This window comes from Mycobacterium sp. DL99 (assembly GCF_004762045.1).
Classification (GTDB): domain Bacteria; phylum Actinomycetota; class Actinomycetes; order Mycobacteriales; family Mycobacteriaceae; genus Mycobacterium.
Genome location: NZ_SJOM01000007.1, coordinates 4,231,494 through 4,257,254 on the forward strand (window position 1 = coordinate 4,231,494; position 25,761 = coordinate 4,257,254).

Annotated in this window: 27 protein-coding genes; 5 read left to right on the forward strand and 22 right to left on the reverse strand. The window is 67.5% G+C overall.

Annotation, left to right across the window (positions count from 1 at the left end; all coding sequences use genetic code 11):
* Positions 1-115: 115 nt before the first annotated feature.
* The 4 genes from EYZ64_RS20695 to lepA form a co-directional block, all read right to left on the reverse strand.
* Positions 116-1,498 carry an LLM class flavin-dependent oxidoreductase gene (locus EYZ64_RS20695; RefSeq protein WP_135456251.1) on the reverse strand — a complete coding sequence of 461 codons (1,383 nt, stop codon included), beginning with the start codon at positions 1,496-1,498 and terminating at the stop codon, positions 116-118.
* Positions 1,495-2,799, reverse strand: a complete 1,305-nt coding sequence (locus tag EYZ64_RS20700; RefSeq protein WP_135456253.1) for an NtaA/DmoA family FMN-dependent monooxygenase — start codon at positions 2,797-2,799, stop codon at positions 1,495-1,497. Before EYZ64_RS20700 ends, EYZ64_RS20695 begins: the two co-directional genes overlap by 4 nt.
* 66 nt (positions 2,800-2,865) lie before the next feature.
* On the reverse strand, positions 2,866-3,585 hold the full coding sequence (locus EYZ64_RS20705; protein WP_135456255.1) for a sensor domain-containing protein: 720 nt from the start codon (positions 3,583-3,585) through the stop codon (positions 2,866-2,868).
* Complete coding sequence (lepA, locus tag EYZ64_RS20710) at positions 3,582-5,456, reverse strand: translation elongation factor 4 (RefSeq protein WP_044522964.1); 1,875 nt, start codon at positions 5,454-5,456, stop codon at positions 3,582-3,584. The genes EYZ64_RS20705 and lepA overlap by 4 nt, the downstream gene beginning before the upstream one ends.
* A gap of 79 nt (positions 5,457-5,535) precedes the next feature.
* Between lepA and EYZ64_RS20715 the strand changes: the two genes are divergently transcribed.
* On the forward strand, positions 5,536-6,171 hold the full coding sequence (locus EYZ64_RS20715; protein ID WP_090432194.1) for a type II toxin-antitoxin system PemK/MazF family toxin: 636 nt from the start codon (positions 5,536-5,538) through the stop codon (positions 6,169-6,171).
* Here EYZ64_RS20715 and EYZ64_RS20720 read toward each other — a convergent pair.
* The 6 genes from EYZ64_RS20720 to EYZ64_RS20745 all read right to left on the reverse strand — a co-directional run bounded on the left by EYZ64_RS20720 (position 6,153) and on the right by EYZ64_RS20745 (position 11,314).
* Entirely contained in the window at positions 6,153-6,947 is a 795-nt protein-coding gene (locus tag EYZ64_RS20720; RefSeq protein ID WP_135456257.1) for an ABC transporter ATP-binding protein, read from the reverse strand. The two genes, EYZ64_RS20715 and EYZ64_RS20720, sit on opposite strands and share 19 nt — an antisense overlap.
* On the reverse strand, positions 6,944-7,969 hold the full coding sequence (locus tag EYZ64_RS20725) for a FecCD family ABC transporter permease (RefSeq protein WP_167857903.1): 1,026 nt from the start codon (positions 7,967-7,969) through the stop codon (positions 6,944-6,946). The genes EYZ64_RS20720 and EYZ64_RS20725 overlap by 4 nt, the downstream gene beginning before the upstream one ends.
* On the reverse strand, positions 7,966-8,940 hold the full coding sequence (locus tag EYZ64_RS20730; protein ID WP_286175311.1) for an ABC transporter substrate-binding protein: 975 nt from the start codon (positions 8,938-8,940) through the stop codon (positions 7,966-7,968). The genes EYZ64_RS20725 and EYZ64_RS20730 overlap by 4 nt, the downstream gene beginning before the upstream one ends.
* Before the next feature lie 44 nt (positions 8,941-8,984).
* Positions 8,985-10,022 (reverse strand): ABC transporter substrate-binding protein, encoded by a 1,038-nt coding sequence (locus tag EYZ64_RS20735; RefSeq protein WP_135456260.1) that lies wholly within the window; start codon positions 10,020-10,022, stop codon positions 8,985-8,987.
* A gap of 191 nt (positions 10,023-10,213) precedes the next feature.
* Positions 10,214-10,822: a GNAT family N-acetyltransferase gene (locus EYZ64_RS20740; RefSeq protein WP_167857904.1), complete on the reverse strand. Its 609-nt coding sequence runs from the start codon at positions 10,820-10,822 to the stop codon at positions 10,214-10,216.
* 60 nt (positions 10,823-10,882) lie between these two features.
* Positions 10,883-11,314, reverse strand: coding sequence for a CBS domain-containing protein (locus EYZ64_RS20745; RefSeq protein ID WP_090432202.1), 432 nt, complete (start codon positions 11,312-11,314; stop codon positions 10,883-10,885).
* A gap of 103 nt (positions 11,315-11,417) precedes the next feature.
* Here EYZ64_RS20745 and EYZ64_RS20750 point away from each other — a divergent pair, with 103 nt between their 5' ends.
* Positions 11,418-12,278 (forward strand): ribonuclease Z, encoded by an 861-nt coding sequence (locus EYZ64_RS20750; RefSeq protein WP_135456261.1) that lies wholly within the window; start codon positions 11,418-11,420, stop codon positions 12,276-12,278.
* Here the strand turns inward: EYZ64_RS20750 and EYZ64_RS20755 are convergent.
* Positions 12,245-13,126 carry a TIGR03560 family F420-dependent LLM class oxidoreductase gene (locus tag EYZ64_RS20755; protein WP_135456263.1) on the reverse strand — a complete coding sequence of 294 codons (882 nt, stop codon included), beginning with the start codon at positions 13,124-13,126 and terminating at the stop codon, positions 12,245-12,247. The two genes, EYZ64_RS20750 and EYZ64_RS20755, sit on opposite strands and share 34 nt — an antisense overlap.
* Positions 13,123-13,830 carry a hypothetical protein gene (locus tag EYZ64_RS20760; RefSeq protein ID WP_210115544.1) on the reverse strand — a complete coding sequence of 236 codons (708 nt, stop codon included), beginning with the start codon at positions 13,828-13,830 and terminating at the stop codon, positions 13,123-13,125. The genes EYZ64_RS20755 and EYZ64_RS20760 overlap by 4 nt, the downstream gene beginning before the upstream one ends.
* Positions 13,831-13,917: 87 nt before the next feature.
* Here EYZ64_RS20760 and EYZ64_RS20765 point away from each other — a divergent pair, with 87 nt between their 5' ends.
* The gene (locus tag EYZ64_RS20765; protein ID WP_135456266.1) at positions 13,918-14,415 is read left to right on the forward strand and encodes a MarR family winged helix-turn-helix transcriptional regulator; all 498 of its coding nucleotides are present in this window, start codon (positions 13,918-13,920) and stop codon (positions 14,413-14,415) included.
* Here EYZ64_RS20765 and EYZ64_RS20770 read toward each other — a convergent pair.
* The 3 genes from EYZ64_RS20770 to EYZ64_RS20780 are packed head-to-tail and all read right to left on the reverse strand — an operon-like array spanning position 14,399 to position 17,729.
* Positions 14,399-15,238 carry a transglutaminase family protein gene (locus EYZ64_RS20770; protein WP_135456268.1) on the reverse strand — a complete coding sequence of 280 codons (840 nt, stop codon included), beginning with the start codon at positions 15,236-15,238 and terminating at the stop codon, positions 14,399-14,401. The two genes, EYZ64_RS20765 and EYZ64_RS20770, sit on opposite strands and share 17 nt — an antisense overlap.
* Positions 15,239-16,213, reverse strand: coding sequence for an alpha-E domain-containing protein (locus EYZ64_RS20775; protein WP_135456269.1), 975 nt, complete (start codon positions 16,211-16,213; stop codon positions 15,239-15,241). It abuts the gene before it with no gap.
* Between the two features lie 13 nt (positions 16,214-16,226).
* On the reverse strand, positions 16,227-17,729 hold the full coding sequence (locus EYZ64_RS20780) for a circularly permuted type 2 ATP-grasp protein (RefSeq protein ID WP_286175312.1): 1,503 nt from the start codon (positions 17,727-17,729) through the stop codon (positions 16,227-16,229).
* Positions 17,730-18,125: 396 nt separating this feature from the next.
* Here EYZ64_RS20780 and rpsT point away from each other — a divergent pair, with 396 nt between their 5' ends.
* Positions 18,126-18,386 carry a 30S ribosomal protein S20 gene (gene rpsT / locus EYZ64_RS20785; RefSeq protein WP_135456272.1) on the forward strand — a complete coding sequence of 87 codons (261 nt, stop codon included), beginning with the start codon at positions 18,126-18,128 and terminating at the stop codon, positions 18,384-18,386.
* 33 nt (positions 18,387-18,419) lie between these two features.
* Here rpsT and holA read toward each other — a convergent pair whose 3' ends face one another.
* From holA to EYZ64_RS20805, 4 genes are all read right to left on the reverse strand, one after another.
* The gene (gene holA / locus EYZ64_RS20790; protein ID WP_450072210.1) at positions 18,420-19,370 is read right to left on the reverse strand and encodes a DNA polymerase III subunit delta; all 951 of its coding nucleotides are present in this window, start codon (positions 19,368-19,370) and stop codon (positions 18,420-18,422) included.
* Positions 19,371-19,395: 25 nt separating this feature from the next.
* Entirely contained in the window at positions 19,396-20,928 is a 1,533-nt protein-coding gene (locus tag EYZ64_RS20795) for a ComEC/Rec2 family competence protein (protein WP_167858158.1), read from the reverse strand.
* A gap of 46 nt (positions 20,929-20,974) precedes the next feature.
* Entirely contained in the window at positions 20,975-21,811 is an 837-nt protein-coding gene (locus EYZ64_RS20800; RefSeq protein WP_135456278.1) for a ComEA family DNA-binding protein, read from the reverse strand.
* Between the two features lie 87 nt (positions 21,812-21,898).
* Positions 21,899-22,693 (reverse strand): SPFH domain-containing protein, encoded by a 795-nt coding sequence (locus tag EYZ64_RS20805; protein ID WP_135456279.1) that lies wholly within the window; start codon positions 22,691-22,693, stop codon positions 21,899-21,901.
* 170 nt (positions 22,694-22,863) lie between these two features.
* Between EYZ64_RS20805 and EYZ64_RS20810 the strand changes: the two genes are divergently transcribed.
* A complete protein-coding gene (locus EYZ64_RS20810) occupies positions 22,864-23,916 on the forward strand; it encodes an NAD(P)H-dependent amine dehydrogenase family protein (RefSeq protein WP_135456282.1) in 1,053 nt (350 codons plus the stop codon).
* Positions 23,917-24,046: 130 nt separating this feature from the next.
* Here the strand turns inward: EYZ64_RS20810 and EYZ64_RS20815 are convergent, their stop codons facing one another.
* Genes EYZ64_RS20815 through EYZ64_RS20825 form a run of 3 tightly spaced genes read right to left on the reverse strand, consistent with a single transcriptional unit; the run spans position 24,047 to position 25,760 of the window.
* Entirely contained in the window at positions 24,047-24,535 is a 489-nt protein-coding gene (locus EYZ64_RS20815; protein ID WP_135456284.1) for an SRPBCC family protein, read from the reverse strand.
* Positions 24,535-24,861 carry an ArsR/SmtB family transcription factor gene (locus EYZ64_RS20820; protein ID WP_135456285.1) on the reverse strand — a complete coding sequence of 109 codons (327 nt, stop codon included), beginning with the start codon at positions 24,859-24,861 and terminating at the stop codon, positions 24,535-24,537. The genes EYZ64_RS20815 and EYZ64_RS20820 overlap by 1 nt, the downstream gene beginning before the upstream one ends.
* Before the next feature lie 56 nt (positions 24,862-24,917).
* Positions 24,918-25,760: a DegV family protein gene (locus tag EYZ64_RS20825; RefSeq protein ID WP_135456287.1), complete on the reverse strand. Its 843-nt coding sequence runs from the start codon at positions 25,758-25,760 to the stop codon at positions 24,918-24,920.
* Position 25,761: the final 1 nt, after the last annotated feature.

The following is a 25,761-nucleotide window of genomic DNA, read 5'->3' on the forward strand; positions in this document are numbered from 1 at the left end:
TTCTGGACCGCGACGCCTCCCGTCCGGGAACCGGTACGGGTGGTTGATATGTCGGTATGTAGTGCCACACTGCCGCAATCGGATTCGCGCCGTCAGCTATGGAATCGGCGGGATTCTATTGCGAATGAACGGAATTCCTGCGAAATGCGGCGGCCGGGTGCCCGGCAGCCAGTAAACCGTCGTCGCCGCCGAACAGCTTCTGCCGCAACGTGGTCGGATCGGAAGCCTCGCGGGCGCGGCCACGCCGGCGCAGCTCCGGGATCAGGTACTCCGCCACGTCGGCGAAACTGCCGGGCGTGAGGTGATAGGCGATGTTGAACCCGTCCACCCCGGTCCGGTGCGCATACGCGTCCAGGGCATCGGCCACCGTGGTGGCCGACCCGACGAACAACTCGCCGCCGAACCCGCCGAGTCCCCCGACGTAGTCCCGCAACGTCAGGCGCTCACGGACGCCGGAATCGGTGACCGCGGCCAAGATCGACCGGCTGGCGTCGGTGTCGAACTGTCCGATCGGGCGGTCCACCCCATACGTCGACCAGTCCACACCGGACAGTGCCGACAAAAGCACCAGCCCGCCCTCCAGGTCGTGGAAGTCGGCGAGCTCGCGCGCCTTGGCCTGGGCCGCGGAATCGGTACTGTCCGTGACAATCTCGACCGAGGTGATGAACTTCAGCGATTGTGGGTCGCGGCCGTGCCCGACCGCCCGGCGCCGGATGTCCTCGATGTGGTTGCGCAGGACCTCGGGCCGCGGATCGCTGACGAACACCAGTTCTGCGTTGCGGGAGGCGAACTCCCGGCCGGCCGGTGACGTACCCGCCTGGAACAGCACCGGGGTGCGTTGCGGCGACGGTTCGACCAGGTGTGCCCCGGGCACGGTGAAGTACCGGCCGTGGTGGCCGATGCCATGGACCTTCGCCGGGTCGGTGTACACCCCGCGCTCGGCGTCGCGCAGCACCGCGCCCGGCTCCCACGAACCTTCCCAGAGCTTGTAGGTCACTTCCACGAATTCCTGTGCCATCGCGTAACGCTCGTCGTGCGGGATCTGCCGGTCGCGGCCGATGATGTTGCGCGCCGCGCTGTCGAGCAGAGAGGTGACGATGTTCCAGCCGATCCGGCCGCCGGTGAGGTGGTCCAGGGTGCTGAACTTGCGGGCCAACAGGTACGGACTCTCGTAGGTGGTGGACACCGTGATGCCGAATCCCAGGCGCTGGGTCGCCGCGGCCATCGCCGATACCGCCAACAGCGGATCGGTCACCGGCGTCTGCACGGCCCGCGCGAGTGCGGCACTGGCGTCACCGCCGAACACGTCGAGTTGCCCGACCGCATCGGCGATGAACAGCACGTCGAATCCGCCGTCGTCGAGCAGCTTCGCCAGTTCCACCCAATACCGGACATCGGTGTAGTCGGCCGTGCGGTCCTGCGGGTGGCGCCACAGCCCGAAATTGCCGTGCGACACCGTCGACATGGTGAACGCCGACAGCACATACGGTTCGGTCATGACAGCTCCCGTCGCGGTATGTCCAGCCCCAGATGGGACCGCAGTGTGGTGCCGGCGTATTCGTGGCGGAACAGCCCGCGCTTGCGCAGCACCGGCACCACCTGCTCGACGAAAATCTCGTGCTGGCCGGGTAGCCCGGAATCCCGAAGCACGAACCCGTCGGCGGCACCGGTGGTGAACCACTGCTCGATCTCGTCGGCGATCTGCTCGGGCGTGCCCACGACCGCCGCGCCCCAACCGTTGACCGTGCGGTACAGGAACTCTCGCACCGTCGGGTTTCCGTCGGTGGCCAGCAGCCGGTAGCCGGCCAACGCGGTCTGGTGGGTCTCGGTGTGCACCGGAAAGGCTGACTCCGGAACCGGACCGTCCAGGTCCGCACCGGTGACGTCCACGTCGACCTCGAGCAGCCAACCGGCTTGGTACTGCGGGCTGAAGTACTCGTACTCCTGCTGCTGCGCGTGCCGGGCTTCTTCCTCGGTGGAGCCGACGAGATACCGCAGCGACGGGGTGATCAGCGGCGGCCTCGCTCGTCCCGACCGCCGTGACTCCTCGTGGATCTGGGTGTAGAACTCCTGCGCCCGCGCCCGGTTGCCGTGACTGGTGAAGATCACCTCGGCGTGCCGGCCCGCGAAACCCCTTCCGGTTTCCGATGATCCGGCCTGGAAGATCACCGGCTGCCCCTGCGCCGACCGGGCCGCACCCAGCGGACCGGCCACGTCGAAGTAGCGCCCGTGGTGATCGGTCGGTTGAATTCTGGTGACGTCGTTGAATATCCCCGCAGCGCGGTCTTCGACGATGGTGTCCTCGCCCCAGCCGTCCCACAGCTTGCGCACCACCGCGAGCGCTTCCTCGGCAATCCGGTAGCGCTCGTCGTGGGCCACCACACCGCGGGCGCTGAAGTTGTCGGCGGCGGCCTGCGCGAAGCTGGTCACCAGATTCCAGCCGGCCCGGCCGCCGCTGAGGTGATCGAGTGAAAGCAACTGGCGGGCAAGGTGATACGGATGGGCCAGCGTGGCCGATCCGGTGACCACCAGCCCGATCCGGTCGGTCACCGAGGACAGCGCGGCCGTCGCGGTGAGCGGTTCGAAGTCTTCGGTGATCTTGTACGGCCACGTCGCCGGCGGGCCGTAGTTCAGGCCGTCGGCGAAGAACAGCGCGTCGAACGTGCCGGCCTCGGCGGTCTGCGCATAGCTGATCAGCCGCCGGCGTACCCCGGCGGTGCTGTTGTCGATATCGGGATGCCGCCACGGCCCGGTAGACCGGGTATTGCCGAAGGCCAGCAGATGCAGCTCTCTGGACACTGCGCCGACACTACGGTCGCGGTCGGCCCGCGCCGAGAGTTGCACTCAGCGCGAAGAAATCCGAGCCTACTTGCTGCGGACGTGGGCGACGATCTCCTCGACGACCTCGATTGCCTGCTGGTCTATGTCGTCACCACAGACCCACGCCTCGACGACCACATTGGACGCCGCCGACAGCACGTGGTGGCATCCTCCGCTGGGACTGTCCTCGGGGGTCGACATCTGGCTTATCGAGGAATCCTCTGCAGTGACTTCGCTGACCGACCAGAGCTGGGGTATGTCCTCGGAGTCAAAGGCGACAATCGTTCCCGCACAGCTCTCCCAGATCGCCTGGGAGTGCTTCACGAATGCCTGGGCCTGTTCGGCCGAGGAATGGAGCACCACGACCTGTTCGATCCAATGCGGGTTGCCCTCGCCAGGCTCGCGCACGATCTGGTCGCGCACGGCCGTCCACCCGCTGTCCTGATAAACAAGCTCCTGAGCACCGAACGCGGCGGCAAGACAATCCCGATCCGATACCGCTTCCGAATTGTCGTTCAAGGTACTGGAATCGAAGCTCACCTGCAGATCCGACGACCCGACGATGTCGTTGAGGTCATCGACACCCAGCAGTAGGCCATCGAGGTCGGCTTCGATCAGCATCGGCTCCCACCTCGGCTCATCAGGGGCACGCGACGCCACACCGGCGACAGTGCTCACACAACCCGACAGCACGAGCGACAACGCCAACACCGCCGCCGCCACGACCCCGGTGGCGTACAGCCGGGCCCAGCCCGGGACGGTCATTTCTTTGGTTTGTCCGAGGCCGCGTCGGTGGACAGCGCCGCGACGAACGCCTCCTGAGGAACCTCCACGCGACCGATGGTCTTCATGCGCTTCTTGCCCTCTTTCTGCTTCTCCAGCAGCTTGCGCTTACGGGTGATGTCACCGCCGTAGCACTTGGACAACACGTCCTTGCGGATCGCCCGGATGTTCTCGCGGGCAATGATTTTCGATCCGATCGCAGCCTGGACCGGCACCTCGAACTGCTGGCGAGGGATGAGCTCTTTGAGCTTGGTGGTCATCTTGTTGCCGTAGGCGGACGCCGAATCCTTGTGCACGATGGCGCTGAACGCGTCCACCGCCTCGCCCTGCAGCAGGATGTCGACCTTGACCAGATCGGCCTCCTGCTCACCGGCCTCCTCGTAATCGAGGCTGGCGTAGCCGCGGGTACGGGACTTCAGCGAGTCGAAGAAGTCGAAGATGATCTCGCCCAGCGGCATGGTGTAACGCAGCTCGACGCGCTCGGGCGACAGGTAGTCCATGCCGCCGAGCTCACCGCGACGCTGCTGACAGAGCTCCATGATGGTGCCGATGAACTCGCTCGGCGCGATCACCGTGGTCTTCACCACCGGCTCAAAGACGCTGCGCACCTTGCCTTCTGGCCAATCCGACGGATTGGTGACGACCATCTCGGAGTTGTCGTCCTTGATCACCCGGTACACGACGTTGGGTGAGGTCGAGATCAGGTCCAGGTTGAACTCGCGTTCCAGGCGCTCCCGGGTGATCTCCATGTGCAACAGACCCAGGAAGCCGCAGCGGAACCCGAAGCCCAGCGCCACCGAGGTCTCGGGCTCGTAGGTCAGCGCGGCGTCGTTGAGCTGCAGCTTGTCCAGCGCCTCCCGCAACACCGGATAGTCCGAACCGTCCACCGGGTAGAGGCCCGAATACACCATCGGCCGGGGTTCGCGGTATCCGGTGAGCGCCTCGGTGGCGCCGTTGCGGGCCGAGGTCACGGTGTCACCCACCTTGGACTGGCGAACATCCTTCACGCCGGTGATCAGGTAGCCGACCTCACCAACGCCCAGTCCGTCCGAGGCCTTCGGCTCCGGTGAGACGATGCCGACCTCGAGCAACTCGTGCGTCGCCCCGGTGGACATCATTTTGATCTTCTCGCGCGGGTTGAGCTTGCCGTCCACCACCCGGACGTAGGTGACCACACCGCGGTAGATGTCATAGACCGAGTCGAAGATCATCGCCCGCGCGGGCGCGTCGGCGTCGCCGACCGGCGCCGGGATCAGTCGCACCACCTCGTCGAGAAGTTCGGCCACGCCCTCGCCGGTCTTACCGGAGACACGCAGCACATCGCTCGGTTCGCAGCCGATGATGTGGGCGATCTCACCGGCGTAGCGCTCCGGGTCGGCAGCGGGCAGGTCGATCTTGTTCAGCACCGGGATGATGGTCAGATCCCGGTCCAACGCCAGGTACAGGTTCGCCAGAGTCTGCGCCTCGATGCCCTGGGCGGCGTCGACCAGCAGTACGGCGCCCTCACAGGCCTCCAGCGCGCGGGACACCTCGTAGGTGAAGTCGACGTGGCCCGGGGTGTCGATCAGGTGCAGCACGAAGTCTTCACCGTTGACCTGCCACGGCAGCCGCACGTTCTGAGCCTTGATGGTGATGCCGCGCTCGCGCTCGATGTCCATCCGATCGAGGTATTGAGCCCGCATATCGCGGTCGGCGACGACGCCGGTGATCCCCAGCATCCGGTCGGCCAACGTCGATTTGCCATGGTCGATGTGGGCGATGATGCAGAAGTTCCGGATCTGCGCCGGCGCAGTGAACGTCTTGTCGGCGAAGCTGCTGATGGGAATCTCCTGGTGAGCGTGGGTGTCCAGCACGTGCTGTGCTCCCTAAGGGTATCGAGCAACCACCGTCGCGACACAATCGCCAGGGGTCCGCTCGCATATGCTCGACACCATGGCGTCGCAGTGGAAGGCGTTCCAACAGGTTCTCAGGGGCGTAGTGGATGGCGCCGAGAACCTGGTGTTCAACGAGGCACCGAAGTTCGTGCGTCAGCTACAGACCACGGACAACGTGCCGCGGACCGTGCAGCAAGGCATCCAACAGGGCCTTCAGCAGGGCCTCAGGCTGGGTCTGGGCGTGCTTGCCGGTGCGGCCGCCCCGCCGCCGCAGGCGATCACCGCCGGCCGTCCGGTATCGAAGAACAGCGTGCCAACCGCACACCGGGCCCGCAAAGTCGTCTACGCCCCCGATCTTGACGGGCAGGCCGATCCCGGCGAGATCGTCTGGACCTGGGTGGTCTACGAGGACGATCCGACCCAGGGCAAGGACCGGCCGGTCCTGGTGGTGGGCCGCGATCAGCGCACCCTGCTCGGGCTGATGCTGTCCAGCCAGGACTACCACCGAGACGATCCGGACTGGATCGCCATTGGCACCGGCACCTGGGATTACGACGGCAGGCCGAGCTGGGTCCGGCTGGACCGGGTGCTCGACGTTCCAGAGGAAGGCATCCGCCGTGAGGGCGCGATCCTGGATCGCGGCCGGTTCGAAGCGGTCGCGCTACGGCTGCGCGCTCAGTACTCCTGGAGCTGACCACCCGTGCCGCGGGTCGGGCCGCCGCGTTCGAATCGCACGTACGGTCCGGCGTCGTCGACAGTGATCCGGCACCGTACTCCGTAGACGTCGGCCACCAGCTCCTCCGTCAGCACCTCGGCCGGGGTGCCGGTGGCCACCACGGTTCCCGCCGACAGCACGACCACGTGGTCGCAGAACATCGCCGCGAGGTTGAGATCGTGCAGGGCCACCACACAGGTGACGTCGAGCGCGCGGATCATCGCCAAGATCTCCAGTTGATGGGCGATGTCGAGATGGTTGGTCGGCTCGTCGAGCAGTAGCTCGCTGGGTTCCTGGGCCAGGGCCCGGGCGATCTGCACGCGCTGACGCTCCCCACCCGAGAGCGTGTGCCACAGCCGGTCGGCCATGCTGCGCAAGCCGGTGGCTGCCATCGCCGCGGTGACAGCTGCGGTGTCGTCGCGGCCGGCCCCGAACACCGGAGTATGCGGGATGCGTCCCAGCCTGACGATGTCGCGGACCGCGATGTCCAGATCGGTGTCGGCATGCTGCCCGACCATCGCCACCCGGCGTGCCACCGCGCGCCGCGACATCGTGTGCAGCTCACGACCGTCGAGCTCCACAGATCCGGAATCAGGCCGGTCGATCCCGGCCAACAGCCGCAGCAGTGAAGACTTGCCGGATCCGTTGGGGCCCAACAAACCGACAGTGCTGCCCGGAGCCGGGTCGACCGTGACACAGTCGAGTACGACCCGTCCCGAACGGGTCCAGCACACCTCTAAAGCCCGCAGGCTCATCGACGTATCCCCCTGCGCCGCAACAAGATCAACGCGAATGCAGGGACGCCGAGCAGTGCTGTGACCACCCCGGTGGGCAACTCCTGTGGAGCGAAGACGGTCCGGGCCAGGGTGTCCACCCACACCATGAAGATCGCGCCGAGGATCACCGCGGTCGGCAACAGGCGCCGATGGCCGGGCCCGACGACGAAACGCGCGGCGTGCGGCAGCACCAGCCCGACGAATCCGATCGCCCCGGCCGCACTGACCAGGGCCGCCGTCACCAACGCGGTCATGACCAGCAACACGACGCGTGCCCGGGCCACCGCGACGCCCAGCGTCGCGGCCGCATCCTGACCGAAGGCGAAGGCGTCGAGGGTACGCGCATAGGCCAAACACACCGCCAGCCCGACGCCTACGACGACCGCGCAGGTGAGGACATCCGACCAGGACACCCCGGCCAGCGACCCCAACAGCCAGAACAGCACTCCCCTGGTCTGTTCGGCGTCGGCCGACGACAACACGATGAAGGACGTCAGTGCCGAGAACAGCTGGGTTCCGGCCACTCCGGCCAAGACCACCCGGTCGGTCCCGCCGCCGGCCGCGTAGGCGAGCAGCAGCACCACGGCGAACGACAGCACCGCACCGGCGAAGGCGCCGCCGGACAAGGTCAGCGTGCCCGCGCCGACGCCGAGCACCGCGACCAGCACCGCGCCTGTAGAGGCACCCGACGAGACTCCCAGCACGAACGGGTCGGCCAGCGGATTGCGCAGCAGCGACTGCAGTATCGCCCCGCACAGCGCCAGCCCGGCTCCACAGATGGCCGCCAGGACGACTCTCGGCAGGCGCAGTTGCCAGACGATGCTCTCCTGCAGTCGGGTCGCCCCCGAGGGCCCCGCGCCGAGACGGTCGCCGACGATGCGGTAGACGTCACCCACCGACAACGCGGCGGGTCCGATGGTGATGGCCACCGCGGCCGAGAACACCAGAAGGACAAGGCCGGCGGCCCATAATCCGCCGAGCCATCCGGTACGCAGACTCACCGCGGTGAGCCGAAACCGAGTTCGGCCAGGCCCTTCGCCACCTTCTCGACGCCGTCCACGGTGCGGATCGACGGGTTGAGATCAGCCCCATTCACCACGATGTAGCGGCGGTGCCGCACGGCGGTCAGGCCCCGGGTGAGCGGATTCGATTCCAGGAATTCGACTTTGGTCTCCAGCGCGTCACCGTCGATCGTGCGGCGGCTCAGGTCACCCAGCACCAGCACATCCGGATCACGGTCGGCCACACTCTCCCAACTCACCTGCGGCCATTCATCTGTGGTGTCGGCGAACACGTTGCGTGCCCCGACGGTCCCGGCGATCACCCCGGGGGATCCGCAGCAGCCGGCGAAGTAGGGGGCACGAACATCGGAGAACCAGAAGGCCATGTCGACTCCGGAGGCAGCCCCACCGGCCGTGTCCATCCGTCGGCTCAACTCCGCGATGAGCCGATCGCCGCGTTCGACGACACCGAATATCGTCGCCAGGTCCCGGATTTCGGTGTAGACGGCATCCATGCTGAACGGGGTGCTGCGCGCGCCGTCGCCGTTGACCGAGGTCTTGCCCTCGCAGTCACTCGGTGCCAGATAGGTCGGTATGCCCAGCTGTGCGAACTGGTCGCGGTCGGCGACACCACCGGGTCCCAGGGTGCCGCCGAAAGACGCCGACACGAAATCGGGTTCGGTGTCGAGAACCGTCTCCAGCGACGGCTTGTTCACCGCCAGGCGCGGCACCCGGGCATTCTCGGCCTCGAGGCCGGGCCGGACCGGGTCCGTCCACGTCGCGGTGCCGACCATGCGGTCCGCCAAGCCCAGCGAGAGCAGAATCTCGGTGGAGCCCTGGTTCAACGACACCGCCCGCTGCGGCGGTGCATCGATCACCACCTGCCTGCCGCAATTCTGCACCGTCACCGGATATCCGGGCGCCGCCCCGGGAGGCGCTGCCGGGTCGGCAGCCTGGCCGCAGGCGGCCATCAGCAGCGCGCCCATCATTCCGGCCATCAGCCGGACCCGTCCCGTCACCGGGCCAGCCCGAACGCCCTGAAACCGGCAGCCAGCTTCTCCAGGGCATCGACCTCGCGGATTCCGGGGTCGAGTTCGGATCCGGACAGCACGACATAGCGTTTGTCGCGCACCGCGGTCATGTTCCTGGTCACTGGATTCGATTCCAGGAACTTCACTTTCGCATCCAGAGCGTCCCCGTCGACGCGCCTTCGATTGAGGTCGGCCAGCACCAGCACGTCGGGATCGCGGTCGGCCAGGGCCTCCCAGCTGACCTCCGGCCAGTCCTCGCGGGTGTCGGCGAAGACATTGGTGACGCCGAGTTCGGTGGCGTACAACCCGGGCGCCGAGCAGCAGCCGGCCAGATAGGGCGTCCGTAGCCCCGAGAACCAGAATGCGACGCTGGTATCCGGCTCCGTGATCGACGGTGTGTCGTCCAGCCGCCGGGTGAGCCGGTCGATCAGGTCGCGGCCGCGCTCCTGCACATCGAAGATCTGGGCCAGCTCACCGATCTCCCGGAACAGGGTGTCGAGGGCCAGCGGTTCGATGCGGGTGACGGTCTCACCGTCGACTTTCGCCCCGGTACACACCGACGGCGATTGATACGTCGGGATGCCCAGCTGGGCAAACTTTGACCGGTCGGCAACCACCGCGGAGGTAAAGGTGTGAGCGCTGGCCGAGGTCACCAGGTCCGGCTCGACATCGAGCACCGTCTCCAGCCCCGGGTCGTTGTCCGCCAACCGGGGCACGGTGGCATTGTCGGCCGCGAGCTCGGGCAGCACCGGATCAAACCAGGTCGACGTGCCGACCATCCGATCAGCCAGACCGAGCGCCAGCAGTATCTCGGTCGAGGACTGGTAGAGCGACACCGCACGCTGCGGCGGCCCATCGAAAGTGACTGTCACACCGCAGTTCTCGATCGTGAGCGGATAGCTGGTCGGGCCCGCGGTGGCCTCGGCGGCGGGGTTGTCGGCGCCGGACTCTCGATGCCCGCAAGCCACCGTGAGCGACAACGTCACAGACACGAGGGACAACAGTGCGGTGAGCACACGCACGAACAAGACTCCCTTTGATCCAGGGCCCGGTCGCGGAGCCGTCAACGGTCATTCCCGGCCACAGGTAGTCGGACTCGAGGCGCTGCCTCATACCGTTGCGCGTCAGTTCCGGCTTTTCACCGGATTCCCCTGTTGGTCGGCCTTCGCACTGTAACAGCCACGACGTTTCGGCGATTGCCCGCGCGCATTGGCTAGCGCGGCGCCCGCCACATCGGCGTCATGGTGGGTCCGCCGTCGGGCAGCACGATCTCGCCGGTGACCTCGAACCCGAAACGCATGTAGTACGGGACGTTGTCGGGGTTGCTCGACTCCAGGTAGGCGGGTGCATGCTCGGCGTCCACCCGGTCGAGGCGCGATTGCATCAGGGCGTGCCCGAACCCGCCGCCGCGCACCGCGGGGTCACTGCCGATCACCGCCAGATACCAGTGCGGCTCCTCCGGGTGCTGCTTCTTCATCAGCTCGACGACCTGCTGTCCACGCCGCATGGTGCTGCCGAAGGCCAGCACCATCGTGGGCAGCATGCGCAGTTCTTCGCTCGGCGTCTGTTTCCAGCGGCCCGGGCCGTCCCACAACGCTGCCGCGCCGATCTCGCCGTCCTGGACGGCCACCTCGGCACTACCGCCGGAGAGGAAATGATGGCGGGTGATGGCCGCGAACAGCCGGGGCAGGGCCTTGGCGCGGCGGGCGTCGTCAGCCAGGATCCATGCCATCACCGGGTCATCGTGGAAGGCCCGGCCCAGCACCGCGGCGAGCCGCTTCACGTCAGACTTGTTCGGGGGACGGACATCGACGGCAGCCACCAACCCACGATCGCACACGCCTCAGACCGTTTCGCGACAGAGATCGTCGTCCCGGCGCGATCAACGGCCCTGGGTGATGTAGGCCTGCAGCTGTTCCTGCTCGGCCTCCAGCTCTTCCATCCGGGTCTTGACGATGTCGCCGATGCTGACGATGCCAGCCAGCCGGCCACCGTCCAGCACCGGGATGTGGCGTACCCGGTTCTCCGTCATCAGTGCACTCAGATGATCCACGGTGTCGCGCGGCGTACAGGTCGCCACCACCGTGGTCATGATCTCCGACACCGGCTGCGCCAGCAGGCTGCTCCCCCGCTCGTGCAGCTTGCGCACCACATCACGTTCCGAGACGATGCCGGCCAGCCCGCCGGGTCCGATGACCACCATGGCACCGATGTTCAGCTCGGTCAGCCCGGCCAGCAGTTCGGTCACCGTTGTCTCCGGCGAAATCGTCACCACCGCCGTGCCCTTGTTTTTCAGCACGTCCGCGATTCGCATCGGCAGCCTCCGATCGTGATCCACCTCACATAAGGCTAGGTCGGTGACGGTCAGTAAGAAAGAAGCCACGCCTGTTTGTGCCGGGACGAGTAGGAATGAGCACATGATCGAGGTCACGCTGCTCGGCACCGGTAGCCCGATTCCTGATCCGGAGCGGGCCGGACCGTCCACCTTGGCGCGCGCGGGTGACCAGATGTTTTTGATCGACTGCGGCCGCGGGGTGCTGCAGCGTCTGGCCGCCGTCGGCTCGGGCGCCAACCAGCTCAGCGCGCTATTGCTGACCCACCTGCACAGCGATCACATCGCCGACCTGGGCGACGTGATCATCACCCGCTGGGTCAGCACGTTCACCCCGGAGGCAGCGCCCCTGCCGATCATCGGCCCGCCGGGAACCGCCGAAGTGGTCGATGCGACGCTGCGCGCATTCGGACACGACATCGGCTATCGCATCGCCCACCACGCCGACCTCACCGGTCCACCGCGGGTGGAGGTCCACGAATACACCGACGCGGTGGTGTGGGACCACGGCGGTGTGCAGATCCGGGTCGCCCCTACCGATCACCGGCCGGTGACACCGACCATCGCGTTTCGGATCGAACACGGCGGGGCCTCGGTGGTGGCGGCCGGTGACACCGTGCCGTGTCCCAGCCTGGATGCGCTGGCTGCCGGCGCAGGAGGCTTGGTGCACACAGTGATCCGCAAGGACCTGATCGAATTGCTTCCGCAGCAACGGATCCGCGACATCTGCGACTATCACTCCTCGGTGCAGGAGGCGGCGGCGACCGCCACCCGCGCCGGCGTCGGGATCCTGATCCTCACCCACTATGTTCCCGGGATCGCCGCGGGCACCGAGGACGACTGGCGCGCGCTGGCCGCATCGGTGTTCGACCGCCAGATCGAACTGGGCGACGACCTGCACCGGGTCGAAGTTCATCCCGGGGTGTGTACCCGCTCGCGCAGCTGATCGGCCGCCCTGGCAGCGACGTCGAGATCCGCACCGGCCCAGGGACGTCCGCGGGTGATCAGCACGACGTGCTGCAGGCCGAGTTCGGTGAGCGCCCGGCACCGCTGCACCAGCTGTGCCACCGTTTCACCGGGTTCGAGCCCGGTGGTGACGGTGCGGTGCACCGCGTCGGCTGGTCGCCCGATGTCGGCGCAGTGCCGGTCCAGTACCTCGAGCTGACGACGGATGGCTCGGCCACCGTCGGGAACGTCGAACAGGTTGCAGGCGTCGCCGTACTGCGCGACGAGCCGCAGTGTGCGGCGCTCACCGGTGCCGCCGATCAACACCGGAGGGTGTGGCAGCGTGACGGGACGTGGACTGCCGACCGGCTGTTGCAGTGCCAAATGTTCTCCCCGGAAGGCCGATTCGTCACCGCGCCACATGTGCTGGGCCAGTTGCAGCAGCTCGGTCATCCGCTCGAACCGCTCTGTGACACCCGGCAGGAACAGCCCCATCGCAGTCGCCTCGGCCGCGTTGTAACCCGCGCCGAGCCCGAGCCAGGCGCGGCCGTTCGACAGCACGTCGAGCGTCGTCACGGCCTTGATCAACAAGGCAGGCGCGCGGAAGGTCGCCGCTGTCACCATGGTGCCCAGCCGAATCCGGCGCGTCGCCGCGGCGAGGAACCCCAGCGCGGTATACGCCTCCAACATCGGTTCGTCGATGGGACTGGCGGGGTCGGCTTGCAGCAGATGATCGGCCACCCACAGCGTGTCGACAGCGGTGCCGTCGAGAAAGCTCGCGATGGAGGCCAACCGCGCGTGAATCGGGTCCGGCCACGAGTAGTTGGTGACGCTCACGCTCAGTTTCACGACCGGCTCCGCGCGGCCCGACGCGCCGGCAGGAGTGCGCCGACGACGATGAGCCAGATGAGACCCGTGAACCGCGCGATCGGCAGGATCACCGCGGATTCCGGCCAGATCAACACCAACGTGGCCAGTTCGGCCAATGCGGCGATCGCCAAGCCGGTCCAGGCCACCGGCCGCGGCAGCAGCCCGAGGATGAGGCCGGGCACCGCGATCCCGGCGAGCAGCAAGCCGAGCGCGACGATGTGCCCGACACCGCCGGTGAGGAACACCAGGTAGTACAGCGCACGGATCAGACCGTCGTCGACGACCACCTCGGCCCGAGACATGGTCCAGCAGATCAGCCCGGACAACGCGAGTGCCCCGGCCGCCAGAATGCCGCCCGCCAGGGCGATCGTGGCACCGGGCGCCGTCACACCCAGTTGTCGTAAACGGGTGCTCACGGTCGCGGCGTAGATCGCCAGCGGTACCGAGGCGGCGAACGTGCCCACCGCACTGGCCTGCACCGCGGAGTGGTTGTCGTGGATGTATCGGACGATCTCGGCCGCCTCGCCGTAGGGCAACGGCATCACCCCGCCGAGTGCAACACCGACGGCAAGTCCGGCCAGCAGAAGCGTCAGGGATACGGCCGCTACGGGAGCCAAGGGCGGTCCACTCTGCCTTCCGGTCGCTCGGTCGGTGCGAATTCGATCTCCCGTTGAATCGTTCATGACTTGAACGATATGCCCGGTCGGCATCGAACTCAACCCTCTGAATATTTTCATTTTTGAACGATTTCGCCGTGATACGGTTTGACCGTGGAGAACGGACGGCCCGACACCGTGGCATTTCTGTTGGCGCAGCTCGGCCACCGGGCCGCGACGCAGTTCGCCGAGCAGATGGCGACGATCGAGCTCACGCCGCCGCACGCCGGAATCCTGCGCGCCATCGGAGCGCAACCCGGGCTCAGCCAGCAGTCGCTGAGCACCCAACTGAGCCTGTTACCGAGTCGCGTCGTCAGCTATGTAGACGATCTGGAGGACCGCGGCTACGTCGAGCGCCGCCGCAACCCCGACGATCGGCGCCTGCACGCGTTGTTCCTCAGCGCCGCAGGCAAGAAGGCGTTACGCCGCATCGGAGAGCTGGCGCGTCGGCACGATGACGGCATGACCGCCGGTCTCGACGCCGGACAACGCGACGAGCTACACGCCCTGCTCCAGATTCTCGCCGATCAGCAGGGGCTGACACCGCACGTGCACCCCGGCTTCCGCAACCTGGGCCGCACGGGCAGCGGCCGCGTCAAGCCAGGCGGGTGACCTCCACGACCACGTCGAGATCGGTCGACCCCTCGCCCGAATAGATTCCCTTGAGCGGGGCCACATCCGAGTAGTCCCGGCCCACGCCGACACTGATGTACTGCTCGGTGATCTCGCTGTCATTGGTCGGGTCGTAGTGCCACCAGCCACCGGTCCACGCCTGAATCCAGGCGTGGCTCTGCCCGTCGATCGTGTCCCCCACCACCGCCTCGCGCGAAGGATGCAGATAACCCGACACATATCGGGCCGGAATCCCCATGGACCGCAACATGATCAGCGAAAGATGGGCGAAGTCCTGGCACACCCCTTTGCCCTCGCGCAGGGCGTCCAGACCCGAGGAGTGGACCCCGGTGGTCCCCGAGACATAGTCGAGCTCGCTGCGCACCCACTGCGCCACGGCCGTCACCGCCTCGAACGGGTCATGTTCCTTGGCGATCCGCTGCCCCACGCGCGCGATGCGCCTGCTGCGCGGGGTGTAGTGCGTCGGGCTGAGCACCTCGTCGAACCGGTCGATCACCGCCTCCGAACGCAGATCATCCCAGCTCACCAGCTCCTCGGGCTTCTCGGCGACCTCGGTCTCGACCACCGAGGACCCCGACACCTCCAGCTCGGTGTGCGGGGCGTGCAGATCGAATGCCGTCACCGCCGTGCCCCAGTAGTCGACATACCGATAGGACCGCGTGGCCGGGATGGTCTCGACCCGGTTCAGGATCACGTTCTGGCGCGAGTCCGAACGCGGCGTCAGCCGTGCCTCGTTGAAGGACGCGGTCACCGCCGACTTGTAGGCGTATCCCGTGGAGTGCACCACCCGTAGCCGCCACATCTAGACCTCACCCTCCTCGATGACAACCGCATCCCGGTGCCCGGCATCGGTCCAGGCCACCCACGGCGCGGAGTGGAAGTACTGCAGCGCCAACGCTTCTCCGACGTCCCGGCAGGTCTTCTGCAGCCCGGCCAGCCGGGCGTCCAGGGATTCCAGCACCGCGCCCGGCTGCAGGAACTCCAGCTCGCTGCGAGCCCGGCCCAACAGCCGTTGCGCCTCGGCGGTGGCCCCGAGCCGGCTGTGCGGCCGGTTGAGCAGCTCGTCGAGACTGTGTTCGGCCAACCGCAGCGAATAGAAGATCGACCGCGGGAACAGCCGGTCCAGCAGCATGAACTCGACCACCCGGCCGGCCTCGAGCACGCCGCGGTAGGTACGCAGGTACGTGTCGTGGGCCCCGGCCGAGCGCAACAACGTGACCCAGGCCGGCGACGACCCGCTGTCCCCGACCCGCGACAGCAACAACCGCACGGTCATGTCGACCCGTTCGATCGCGCGGCCCAACACCATGAAGCGGTAACCGTCGTCGCGGCTCAACGTCGAATCGGCCAGCCCGGCGAACATCGCCGCGCGCCCCTCGACATACGACAGGAACTCATGGGGGCCCAGACGTTTGGCCGCACGCTCCCGCTCGGCCAGCGCGTTGTAGGTGGTGTTGAGACACTCCCAGATCTCCGTCGACGTGACTTCGCGGGCGCCGCGGGCGTTCTCGCGCGCAGCCGATATCGAGTCGACGATCGAATTGCCGCCGCTGCCACGGCTGAACGCCACGATGTCGGTCAATGACCACACGTCCAGGCGCCGCGTGGGCGGTTCGATACCGAGCACCCGCAGCAGCGTCCGCGACGCGACATCCGGGTCGATGCTGGAGTCCTCCAACAACTGATGGACCGTGACGTCGAGGATCCGTGCGGTGTCGTCGGCCCGTTCCACATAACGTCCGATCCAGTACAGCGACTCGGCATTTCGCGCCAGCATCTAATCCCACCCCCTACTGCTGTTGTTGCGACGACGAACCATCAGGCGCGCCATTGGCTTTTGGCCCCTTGGCGGATTTGGGCAGCGACCGCACCACCTCGGCCGCGGCCAGCTCGCGATCCGCCGCCGATGTCCGCGACGCCAGCACCCAGGTGTCCTTCGATCCGCCGCCCTGGCTGGAGTTCACCACCAGGGACCCTTCCGGCAGCGCCACCCGGGTCAGCCCGCCGGGCAACACCCAGACGTCGTTGCCGTCGTTGACCGCGAACGGCCGCAGGTCCACGTGCCGCGGCGCCAGCTTGTTGTCGATCTGGGTGGGGACCGTGGACAGCTGCATCACCGGCTGGGCGATCCAACCGCGCGGGTCGGCGCGGATCTTCTTGGCGGTCACCGCCAACTCCTTCTCCGAGGCGTCCGGGCCGAACACGATGCCGTAGCCGCCCGAGCCCTCGACCGGTTTGATGACGAGCTCGGCGATGCGGTCGAGCACTTCCTCGCGTTCGGTGTCCAGCCAACAGCGGTAGGTGTCGACGTTGGCCAGGATCGGCTTCTCGCCCAGGTAGTACTCGATGATGGTCGGCACGTAGGTATAGACGAGTTTGTCGTCACCGACCCCGTTCCCCACCGCACTGGAGATCACCACGTTGCCCGCGCGGGCGGCGTTGAGCAGCCCGGCCACCCCGAGGACCGAGTCCGGGCGGAACTGCATCGGGTCCAGGAATGTGTCGTCGATGCGGCGGTAGATCACGTCGACCTGGCGCTCGCCTTCGGTGGTGCGCATGTAGACGGCGTTGTCGCGGCAGAACAGATCGCGGCCCTCGACCAGTTCGACGCCCATCTGCCGAGCCAGCAGCGAGTGTTCGAAGTAGGCGGAGTTGTAGACGCCCGGTGTGAGCACCACGACGGTGGGGTCGGCGACGTTGGTGGGCGCGGCGTTGCGCAGCGCCCGCAGCAGGTGCGAGGAGTAGTCGCCGACGGCACGCACCCGATGGGTGGCGAACAGGTTCGGGAAGACGCGCGCCATGGTGCGCCGGTTCTCCATCACGTAGGACACCCCCGACGGCGATCGCAGGTTGTCCTCGAGCACCCGGAAGTCGCCCTTGTCGTCGCGGATCAGGTCGATACCCGCGACGTGGATGCGCACCCCATTGGGCGGGACGATGCCGGCGGCCTCACGGTGGAAGTGCTCGCACGAGGTGACCAGTCGGCGGGGTATGACGCCGTCGCGCAGGATCTCCTGTTCTCCGTAGATGTCGTCCAGATACATCTCGAGTGCCTTGACCCGCTGGGTGATGCCACGTTCCAGCCGGGACCATTCCGCCGCCGAGATCACCCGCGGCACCAGGTCCAGCGGGAACGGCCGTTCCTGGCCGGACAGCGAGAACGTGATGCCCTGATCGATGAACGCCCGGCCCAGCGCGTCCGACCGCGACCGCAGCTCCGACGCGTCCGACGGAGCAAGCTCGGCGAAGATGCCCTTGTACGGGCCGCGGACGTTGCCGGCGGCGTCGAACATCTCGTCGTATGCCTCCGAGTAACGGCCCAGCTGGTTGTAGCCGTCGAAGATGCCCTGATGTTTGACGCGTCGCGCCGACCCGGCACGTTGGCCGGCCCGCCTCGACCCGTTCGACTCGGCCCCTTGCGTACGGACAGTTCTCAGGCTCACCCTCATCATGCTGCCGCACCTGGCCGGGTTTCGCCGGGTCAATGATCGAGCCCGTTTCAGCAGGCCAAAGGGCGGATGAGGTGGTATTGGAGTCGAAAAACGGCGCATCGGCGCCTGACGTTTCGGCTGCACCGCTTTGGGAGTTCAGACGTCTCGCTGGTACCCTGAACAGTCGCTGCCCGCAGTGCGGGTGTGCGCACCCAGACTTCGGTAACCCCAGCTAGAGAATTACGAAGGAATTTTTACGTGGCCAACATCAAGTCGCAGGAAAAGCGCATCCTCACCAACGAGCGTCGTCGGCTGCGTAACCAGTCCGTGAAGTCGTCGCTGCGTACGGCTGTGCGCAGCTTCCGCGAGGCCGTCGAGGCGGGCGAGAAGGACAAGGCCGCCGAGTTGCTGGCGACCACCAGCCGCAAGCTCGACAAGGCCGCCAGCAAGGGCGTCATCCACGCCAACCAGGCCGCCAACAAGAAGTCGGCTCTGGCCCTGGCGCTGAACAAGCTCTGATCCCCCGGTTCCACCCGAAGTAGTTTTCCCGGTTCACCGGGTGGCGAGTTCCGCCACCCGGCGTACCGCTGTCTCAAGGGCGTAGTCGGCATCTGCCGCTGCGCCCTTTACGTCTGCATTGAGGGTGGCGACCACCCGCATGGCCTCGGCCACCGAGTCGCGCGACCATCGGCGCGCCTGCTTCTGCGCCTTCTGCACCCGCCACGGCGGCATCCCCAGTTCACCGGCAAGCCGGTACGGATCCCCCGACAGCGGCCCCACCCGCGCGATCGTGTGCACCGCCTCGGCCAGCGCGTCGGCCAACACCACGTGCGGCTCACCGGCCAGCATCGCCCACCGCAACGCCTCGGCGGCCCCCGCGACATCTCCGGTGACCGCCTTGTCGGCGATGTCGAAGCCCTTCACCTCGGCCTTGCCGCTGTGATAGCGACGCACCGCGACCGCGTCGACCTGGCCGGCGGTGTCGGCCACCAACTGTGAGCACACCGCGGCGAGCTCCCGGATGTTCGATCCGACCGCGTCGAGCACCGCGGTGACCGTGTCATCGGAGACCTTGACCCGCAGTGCGCGGAACTCGGCACGCACGAAATCCGCGCGCTCGGCGGGCTTGGTGATCTTCGCGCACGGATGCACTTGTGCACCAATCTTTTTCAGCTGATCAGCCAGCGCCTTGGCCCGCCCGCCACCGGAGTGGATGACCAGCAGCACCGTGCCGGGCGGCAGATCGGCTGCGGCCGAGGCGATCAGGGCCACGGCATCCTTACCCGCCTCGGCGGCCGCCTCCAGCACCACCAGACGCTCCTCGGCGAACAACGACGGGCTCAGCAGCTCGGCGAGCTCGCTGGTGCTGACCTCGCCGGCCCGCATTCGGTCCACCGGGACGTCGTCAGATCCCGCCTGCTGGCGCAGCGCCCGCAGCACCGCCCCTACCGCTCGTTCGACCAGCAGTTCCTCATCGCCGAGAACCAGGTGCAGACCGTCGATCTGTTGAGTCACACCGATGATCGTGTCACGCCGACCCGACAGCTCCGACCACCTGGCCCGCCAGCGTCCAGGCCAGCAGGCCGAACACCAACACGGCCAGCCCGCGGCGCACCAAGGGCAGCCGCCACAGCACCGTCAATGCCACACCGCCGAGGGCCACCGACACCACACCGGCCAGGCCCGAGGGCGACGGCAGCGCGGCCGCCGGCCACGCCGACGCCCACCGCGCCACCGACAGCAGCCACCACAGCTCGGGCCCGGTGAACCGGATCAGCAGCTGCGCCCCGCCCGGCCAGATATCCGCACACACCGCGGCCGCCGTGCCGAGAATCGTGATCGGCGGAATCACCCCGGCCACCGCGAGGTTGGCGCCCACCGCCACCAGGCTGACGGTTCCCGAGATCCCGGCCACCAGCGGGGCCGTGACCAATTGGGCCACCACCGCGACGCTGACCGCCGCCGCCACCGGGCGCGGCCAACCCCGGTCCTGCAGCCGGCGCGACCACACCGGAGCCAGGACGACGATGCCCGCCGTGGCGCACACCGACAGCGCAAACCCGACGTCGACCGCGAGTTCGGGGGCTGCGATCATCAACGCGATCACGCTGGCTGCCAGTGCAGGCACCGCTTGCCGCCGCCGGTGGGTCAACACCGCGAGCAGCGTCACCGCGCCCATCACCGCGGCCCGCAACACACTGGCCGAGGGCTGCACGACGATGACGAAGCCGACCAGACCGGCCCCGGCCAGGACCGCTGCCACCCTCGGCCCGACCAGTGCGGCGCTCAGCAACAGCGCGCCGCACACGATCGTCACGTTGGCCCCCGACACCGCGGTCAGATGTGTGAGACCCGCTGTGCGGAACTGCGCGGTGGTCGTACCGGTGACCGCCGAGGTGTCCCCGAGCACCAGCGCAGGCAGCATGGCGGCCTGGTCGGCGGGCAGCACCGCACGTGCCGCCTCCGCGAAGCGCGAACGCGTCTGCGCCGCAACACGTTGCACGGCTGAAGCCTCCCCCAGCGACAGCTGACCCGATGCCGCCAGCACCGCCACACTCAGATCCTTGCGGTCCTGGCGTCTCACAGTGGCCCGGAACCGCACCGGAATCCCCGGGCCGGCCTGACCGAACGACGATGGGGCGAACACCAGGACCCGACCCGACATCGGGACCTGGTCAACCTCACGCAGCGCGGCGCGGAACATCAGCCGACCCCCTTTGATCACCCGCGGGGTCTCCCCGGGAACCACCTCGACCGTCACGGCCGCGCCGTAGAGCCGGCCGATCGGGTGATGCTCGACCTGATGCACATGTAGTCCGACCGCCATGGCGAACCCGGCCGCCACGGCCGCGACAGCCACAACCGCGGCCGCGATCGGCTGAGCGGCCGCCGGGTCATGCCTGCCGCCCCATCGCGCGGCCAGCCAGGTCAACCCCACCGCGCCGAGGCCCACCACGACCGCGGCACCGGGGTGCCAGACGATTCCGGCCGCCGAGACCGACCACGCGGTCAGGGCGGCCGGGACGATCCGCAGATCCAGGCACTGCCCCTCGGCCCACACATCGCCGACCGGGCCGTCACTGCCGGAACCATCCCTGCTCTGACCATTACGCCCGGACCAGCCCACGCAGTTTCTCCAGCCGCGCCGGCCCGATCCCGTCGACGTCGCCGAGCTGATCGACACTGTCGAACCGGCCGTGCGCAGCCCGCCAGGCCACGATCGCCTCGGCGGTCACCGGGCCGACGCCGGGCAGCGCGTCAAGGTCCTCGACGGTGGCGGTGTTGAGGTCCACGGGCCCCGACGGCGCGCCGGACGCAGGAGCGGGGGCACCACGCGAAGCGGACACCGGAGCCTCACCCGCGACCGAGCTGCCCATGGTCGCCGGTTGACCAGGTGGCGCGTCGATGCCGACCACGATCTGTTCACCGTCACCGACCCGGCGGGCCATGTTCAACCCGATCAGGTCGGCTCCGTCGAGCGGCCCGCCGGCGGCCTCCAGCGCGTCGGCGATCCTCGCCCCGGACTGCAGGGTCACCAGGCCCGGTTTGTGCACCAGGCCGACCACGCTGACCACCACCGGCCCTCCGGGGGCGTTGCCCGGCGGTGTCGGGGCAGCTGACGAAACCATCTGTACCGGTGGAAGATTCGCCGAGGCGACCGGTGGTGGCCGCTGGCGGATCAGGGCGAAGACAGTGATCAGGATCGCCAGTACCCCGACGCCGGCCAGCGCCAGCGCCCCGGCGCGGCCGGGATCGGCGCGCACCCCGGCCAACCACCCGGGCCCGTCCCCCGGGGACGTATCGGGCAGCCATCTCGACAGCGCATTCTCAGACGCGGTGTCCCGGTCTGACCTGTCCTCGCCCTCGGCGTCGCGATCATCCCCGTCGTCCGGTCGGCCGCCACGCAGGCGACGGAGCCGCTCCACCGCCAAATCGGTACCCATGCCCGCGACGGTAGGTGCCGTTCACGACGGTTCCAGGCTTCCGAACCTTCGGCACCGGCCGGCTGTGGATGAATCTCGCGCTGTGAATTACCTACCCGCTGCACCGTTGGGGGACGGAGGCGGCGTGGCCCGCTCCAGGAAGCGCAGCAGTTCCACCGGGAACGGCAGCACCACAGTGGAGTTCTTCTCCGCGGCCACTTCGACGACCGTTTCCAGCAGCCGCAGTTGCAGGGCCGCCGGCTCAGCCGCCATCACATCGGCAGCCGCGGCGAGCTTTTCTGACGCCTGAAGTTCGCCGTCCGCGGTGATGACGCGGGCCCGCCGTTCCCGCTCGGCCTCGGCCTGACGCGCGATCGACCGCTTCATCGAATCCGGCAGTACGACATCTTTGATCTCGACCCGGTCGATGTGTATCCCCCAGCCCACCGCAGGGTTGTCGATGAGCAGTTCCAGGCCTTGATTGAGCCGCTCCCGGTTGGACAGGAGGTCGTCCAGATTGCTCTTGCCGATGATCGACCGCAGCGAGGTCTGGGCCACCTGGCCGATCGCCGACATGTAGTCCTGGACGTCGACCACGGCCCGCACCGGGTCGATCACCTTGAAGTAGATGACCGCGTCGACGCGCACGGTGACGTTGTCGCGGGTGATGCCATCCTGGGCGGGGATCGGCATCGTGATGATCTGCATGTTGACCTTCTGCAACCGGTCGGCGACCGGAATCAGCATCGTCAGACCGGGTTGCCTGACGTTGTCCCGGACCCGGCCCAACCGGAACACGACGCCCCGCTCGTACTGTCTGACCACGCGGATGTTGCTCACGCCGAGCCAGAACAGGGCGATGGCGCCGGCACCCATTGACGCGACCACGTAGAGCATGTCCATGATCCGACCTCGATTCATGGCTTCGCCGGGGCGAGCGTGCCCCGTACTTCGATTGTGCGACGGCGGTCCGCCTCCCGCCAGAACCGCGACCGGGCGGTGTGCCTACCGGTGGTGAACAAGTCCCCGATAGTGTCTAGAGTCCAGCGCAGGGCTCAGCGAGGGAGGCGATCATGACCGCAGCGGGTAAGCCGATTCGGGTCATCCAATGGACCACCGGCAACATCGGACGACGCTCGCTGCACGCGATCATCGGCCGCGACGACATGGAACTGGTCGGCGTGTACGCGTACGGCGCCGAAAAGGTCGGAGTCGACGCCGCGGAACTCGCCGGCTGGCCGGAACCCACCGGCATCAAAGCCACCAACGACATCGACGAACTGATCGCGCTCAAGCCCGATGCCTGTTGCTACAACCCCATCTGGCCCAGCGTCGACGAACTCGTCGCGCTGCTGGAAGCGGGGGTGAACGTGTGTTCCACCGCGGCCTGGATCACCGGCGGCAAGCAGACCCCCGAGGACCTGGCACGCATCCAGAAGGCGTGTGAGGCAGGTAATTCCACGATCTTCGGCAGCGGCGCACACCCCGGCCTGACCAACATGATGGGCATGGTGCTGTCCAGCGCATGCGAGAGCGTCGACGAAATCCGTATCACCGAATCGGTCGACTGCGGGGTGTACGAATCGGCCGGAACCATGGCTGCGATGGGTTTCGGCCAGGACCCCGCCACCCCGGGGCTGGCTGAGAACGTCCGCCTGGAAAGCGAAGTGTTCGCCGAGTCGGCGGCGATGATGGCCGACGCCATCGGCGCCAAGCTGGACCGGATCACCTTCGACGTGGAGTTCACCGCCGCCACCGACGACAGCGATCTCGGTTTCATGCAGATCCCCAAAGGCACGGTGGCCAGCGTGTACGGCTACCACCGCGGCTGGGTGGGCGACAAGAACGTCGTCAGCGTCGGGTTCAACTGGATCATGGGAAATCACGTCACCCCACCGAAGCCGGTGGCGCACGGTCACGTGATCCAGGTGTTCGGCGTCCCCAACATGCGCACCGTCGTTTACTGCCTGCCGTCGAAGGACTGGAGCGAAGTCAGCCTCAACGGGCTGGGCATGATCTACACCGCGCTGCCGGTCACCAATGCGGTGCCCGCGGTCGTTGCCGCCGCACCTGGGATCGTCACGCTCAAGGACCTGCCGCCGATCACCGGCCGCTTCGCCGGCTAGAACGCGCGCCCATGGTTTTCAGGGGCGCAGCCGCTGCGCGAGCCGTGGCATACCCCGCACAGAGTCGGGCCGTTCCGTTGCCCGTCCTCCACGGCAATCCGGGCACCGACCGCGCCGCCGGCACCGAAAGTCATTGTGGTGCAGCGCCGATGGCGCACCGAACGAAAGCGTCGAGGATCGCGGTCCAGCCATCGGGCGAGTCCAGTGCTGACCGGATTTCCGCGGCACGGTCTCCGTAGCGGTCGAGGTTCCGGTGTGTCAGATCGAGTCGGGTGCGCCCCGGTTCCAGCTCGCTGAAGGTCACTTCGACCTCGGTTTCGAAGTCGGGATCGAACTTCCAGTCCGCGTTTATCTGCCACAGCAGCACCAGACGACTCGGCGGCTCCCACACCGCGACCCGACCCCAGTCACATTCGCTGCCGTCCTCGCCGAGCTCGAAACAGCGGCCACCCACCCGCGGCTCGATCACCATGTCTTCTCGTGGCACGGTCGCGATGGAATGCTCACGCGGCCAGTACTCGCCCATGCGGGTGGCAAACAGTTCGAATGTTCGCTGGCGACTCAACGGCACGGTCACCGACCGCACTACCTGTGACTCAGCAGCTGATTGGGTGTCCATCAGTTCTCCTCCCGGCTCTTCTCGGCCTCGGCCTCGGCCAGCAGTGCGAAATTGTCGAGCGTGGTTTCCCAGAACCGGTCCAGGTAATTGCGCACCACCGCTAATCCGCCCGGGTCTATTCGGTATAGCCGCCGGGCGCCCACGACAGACTCCAACACCAGCTCGGCATCCTTGAGTACCCGCAGATGCTGGGAGACAGCAGGTCGGGAGACCGGTAGCTGGTCGGCAAGCACCCCAACCGCCATCGGCCCCTCGAGGAGGATCTCGAGAATGGACCGACGGGTGTGGTCCCCGAGCGCATCGAGCACCGAGGCAGCAGATGCCATATCGGTAAGTGTAGACTTACCGATATTCACGGTCAACGGTAGTTTGGACTACCGGTTCACTCGGGCTCGTCGACCGATACGCACGCACCGACCGCGCCACCACCCACATGAACGGCCAGCACCGCGCCCATGTCGGTCACCGACAGCGACCGCAGGTGCGGCAGGCGGCCGGTGAGCGCCGCGGCGATCTCCTCGGCCCCGTCCGGGTTGTCGACATGGTGGACCACGACGCTCACAGCGCGGTCGCCCGCCGCGTCGACGATCTGATCGACAAGTGCCGCATGTGCTTTCGAAATCGTCCGGATACGTTGCGAGAGCACCAACCGGCCATCGACATCCAGGCGCAGCAGCGGTTTGAGCGACAGCGCGGTGCCCAGCCACGATGCCGCCGCACCGATCCGGCCACTGCGCCGCAGGTTGTCGAGACGGTGCACGACGATGAACGCCTGCCCTCGCGGTACCGCGGCACGAGCCGCGGCCTCGACAGCGTCGAGTGTTCCTCCGCCACGGGCTGATTCGGCGGCGGCCAGAGCGACGAAGCCCACCCCCATTGCTGCCGCTCGGGAGTTCACCACCCGGACGGCCTGCCCGATCTCGCGGGCCACAGCAGCAGCCGTGCTGTAGGTACTCGAGAGCGCGGCCGAAATATGCACTGCGACAACACCATCACCGCCGCTGTCGGCCAGCGCCTGCCGATAGGTGTCGGCGAGGTCAGCCGGCGAGGCCCCCGACGTGGTGACCCGCGCCCGCTCATAGATGCCCGACGGCATCGGATCAAGACCTTCGCGCCAGTCATTGCCGTCGTCGAGGATGTGCAACGGCACCTGCCGGATTCCCCACTGCTCACACAACTCAGGTCGCAACCGCGACGTCGAGTCGGTCACTACCATGACCGCCATC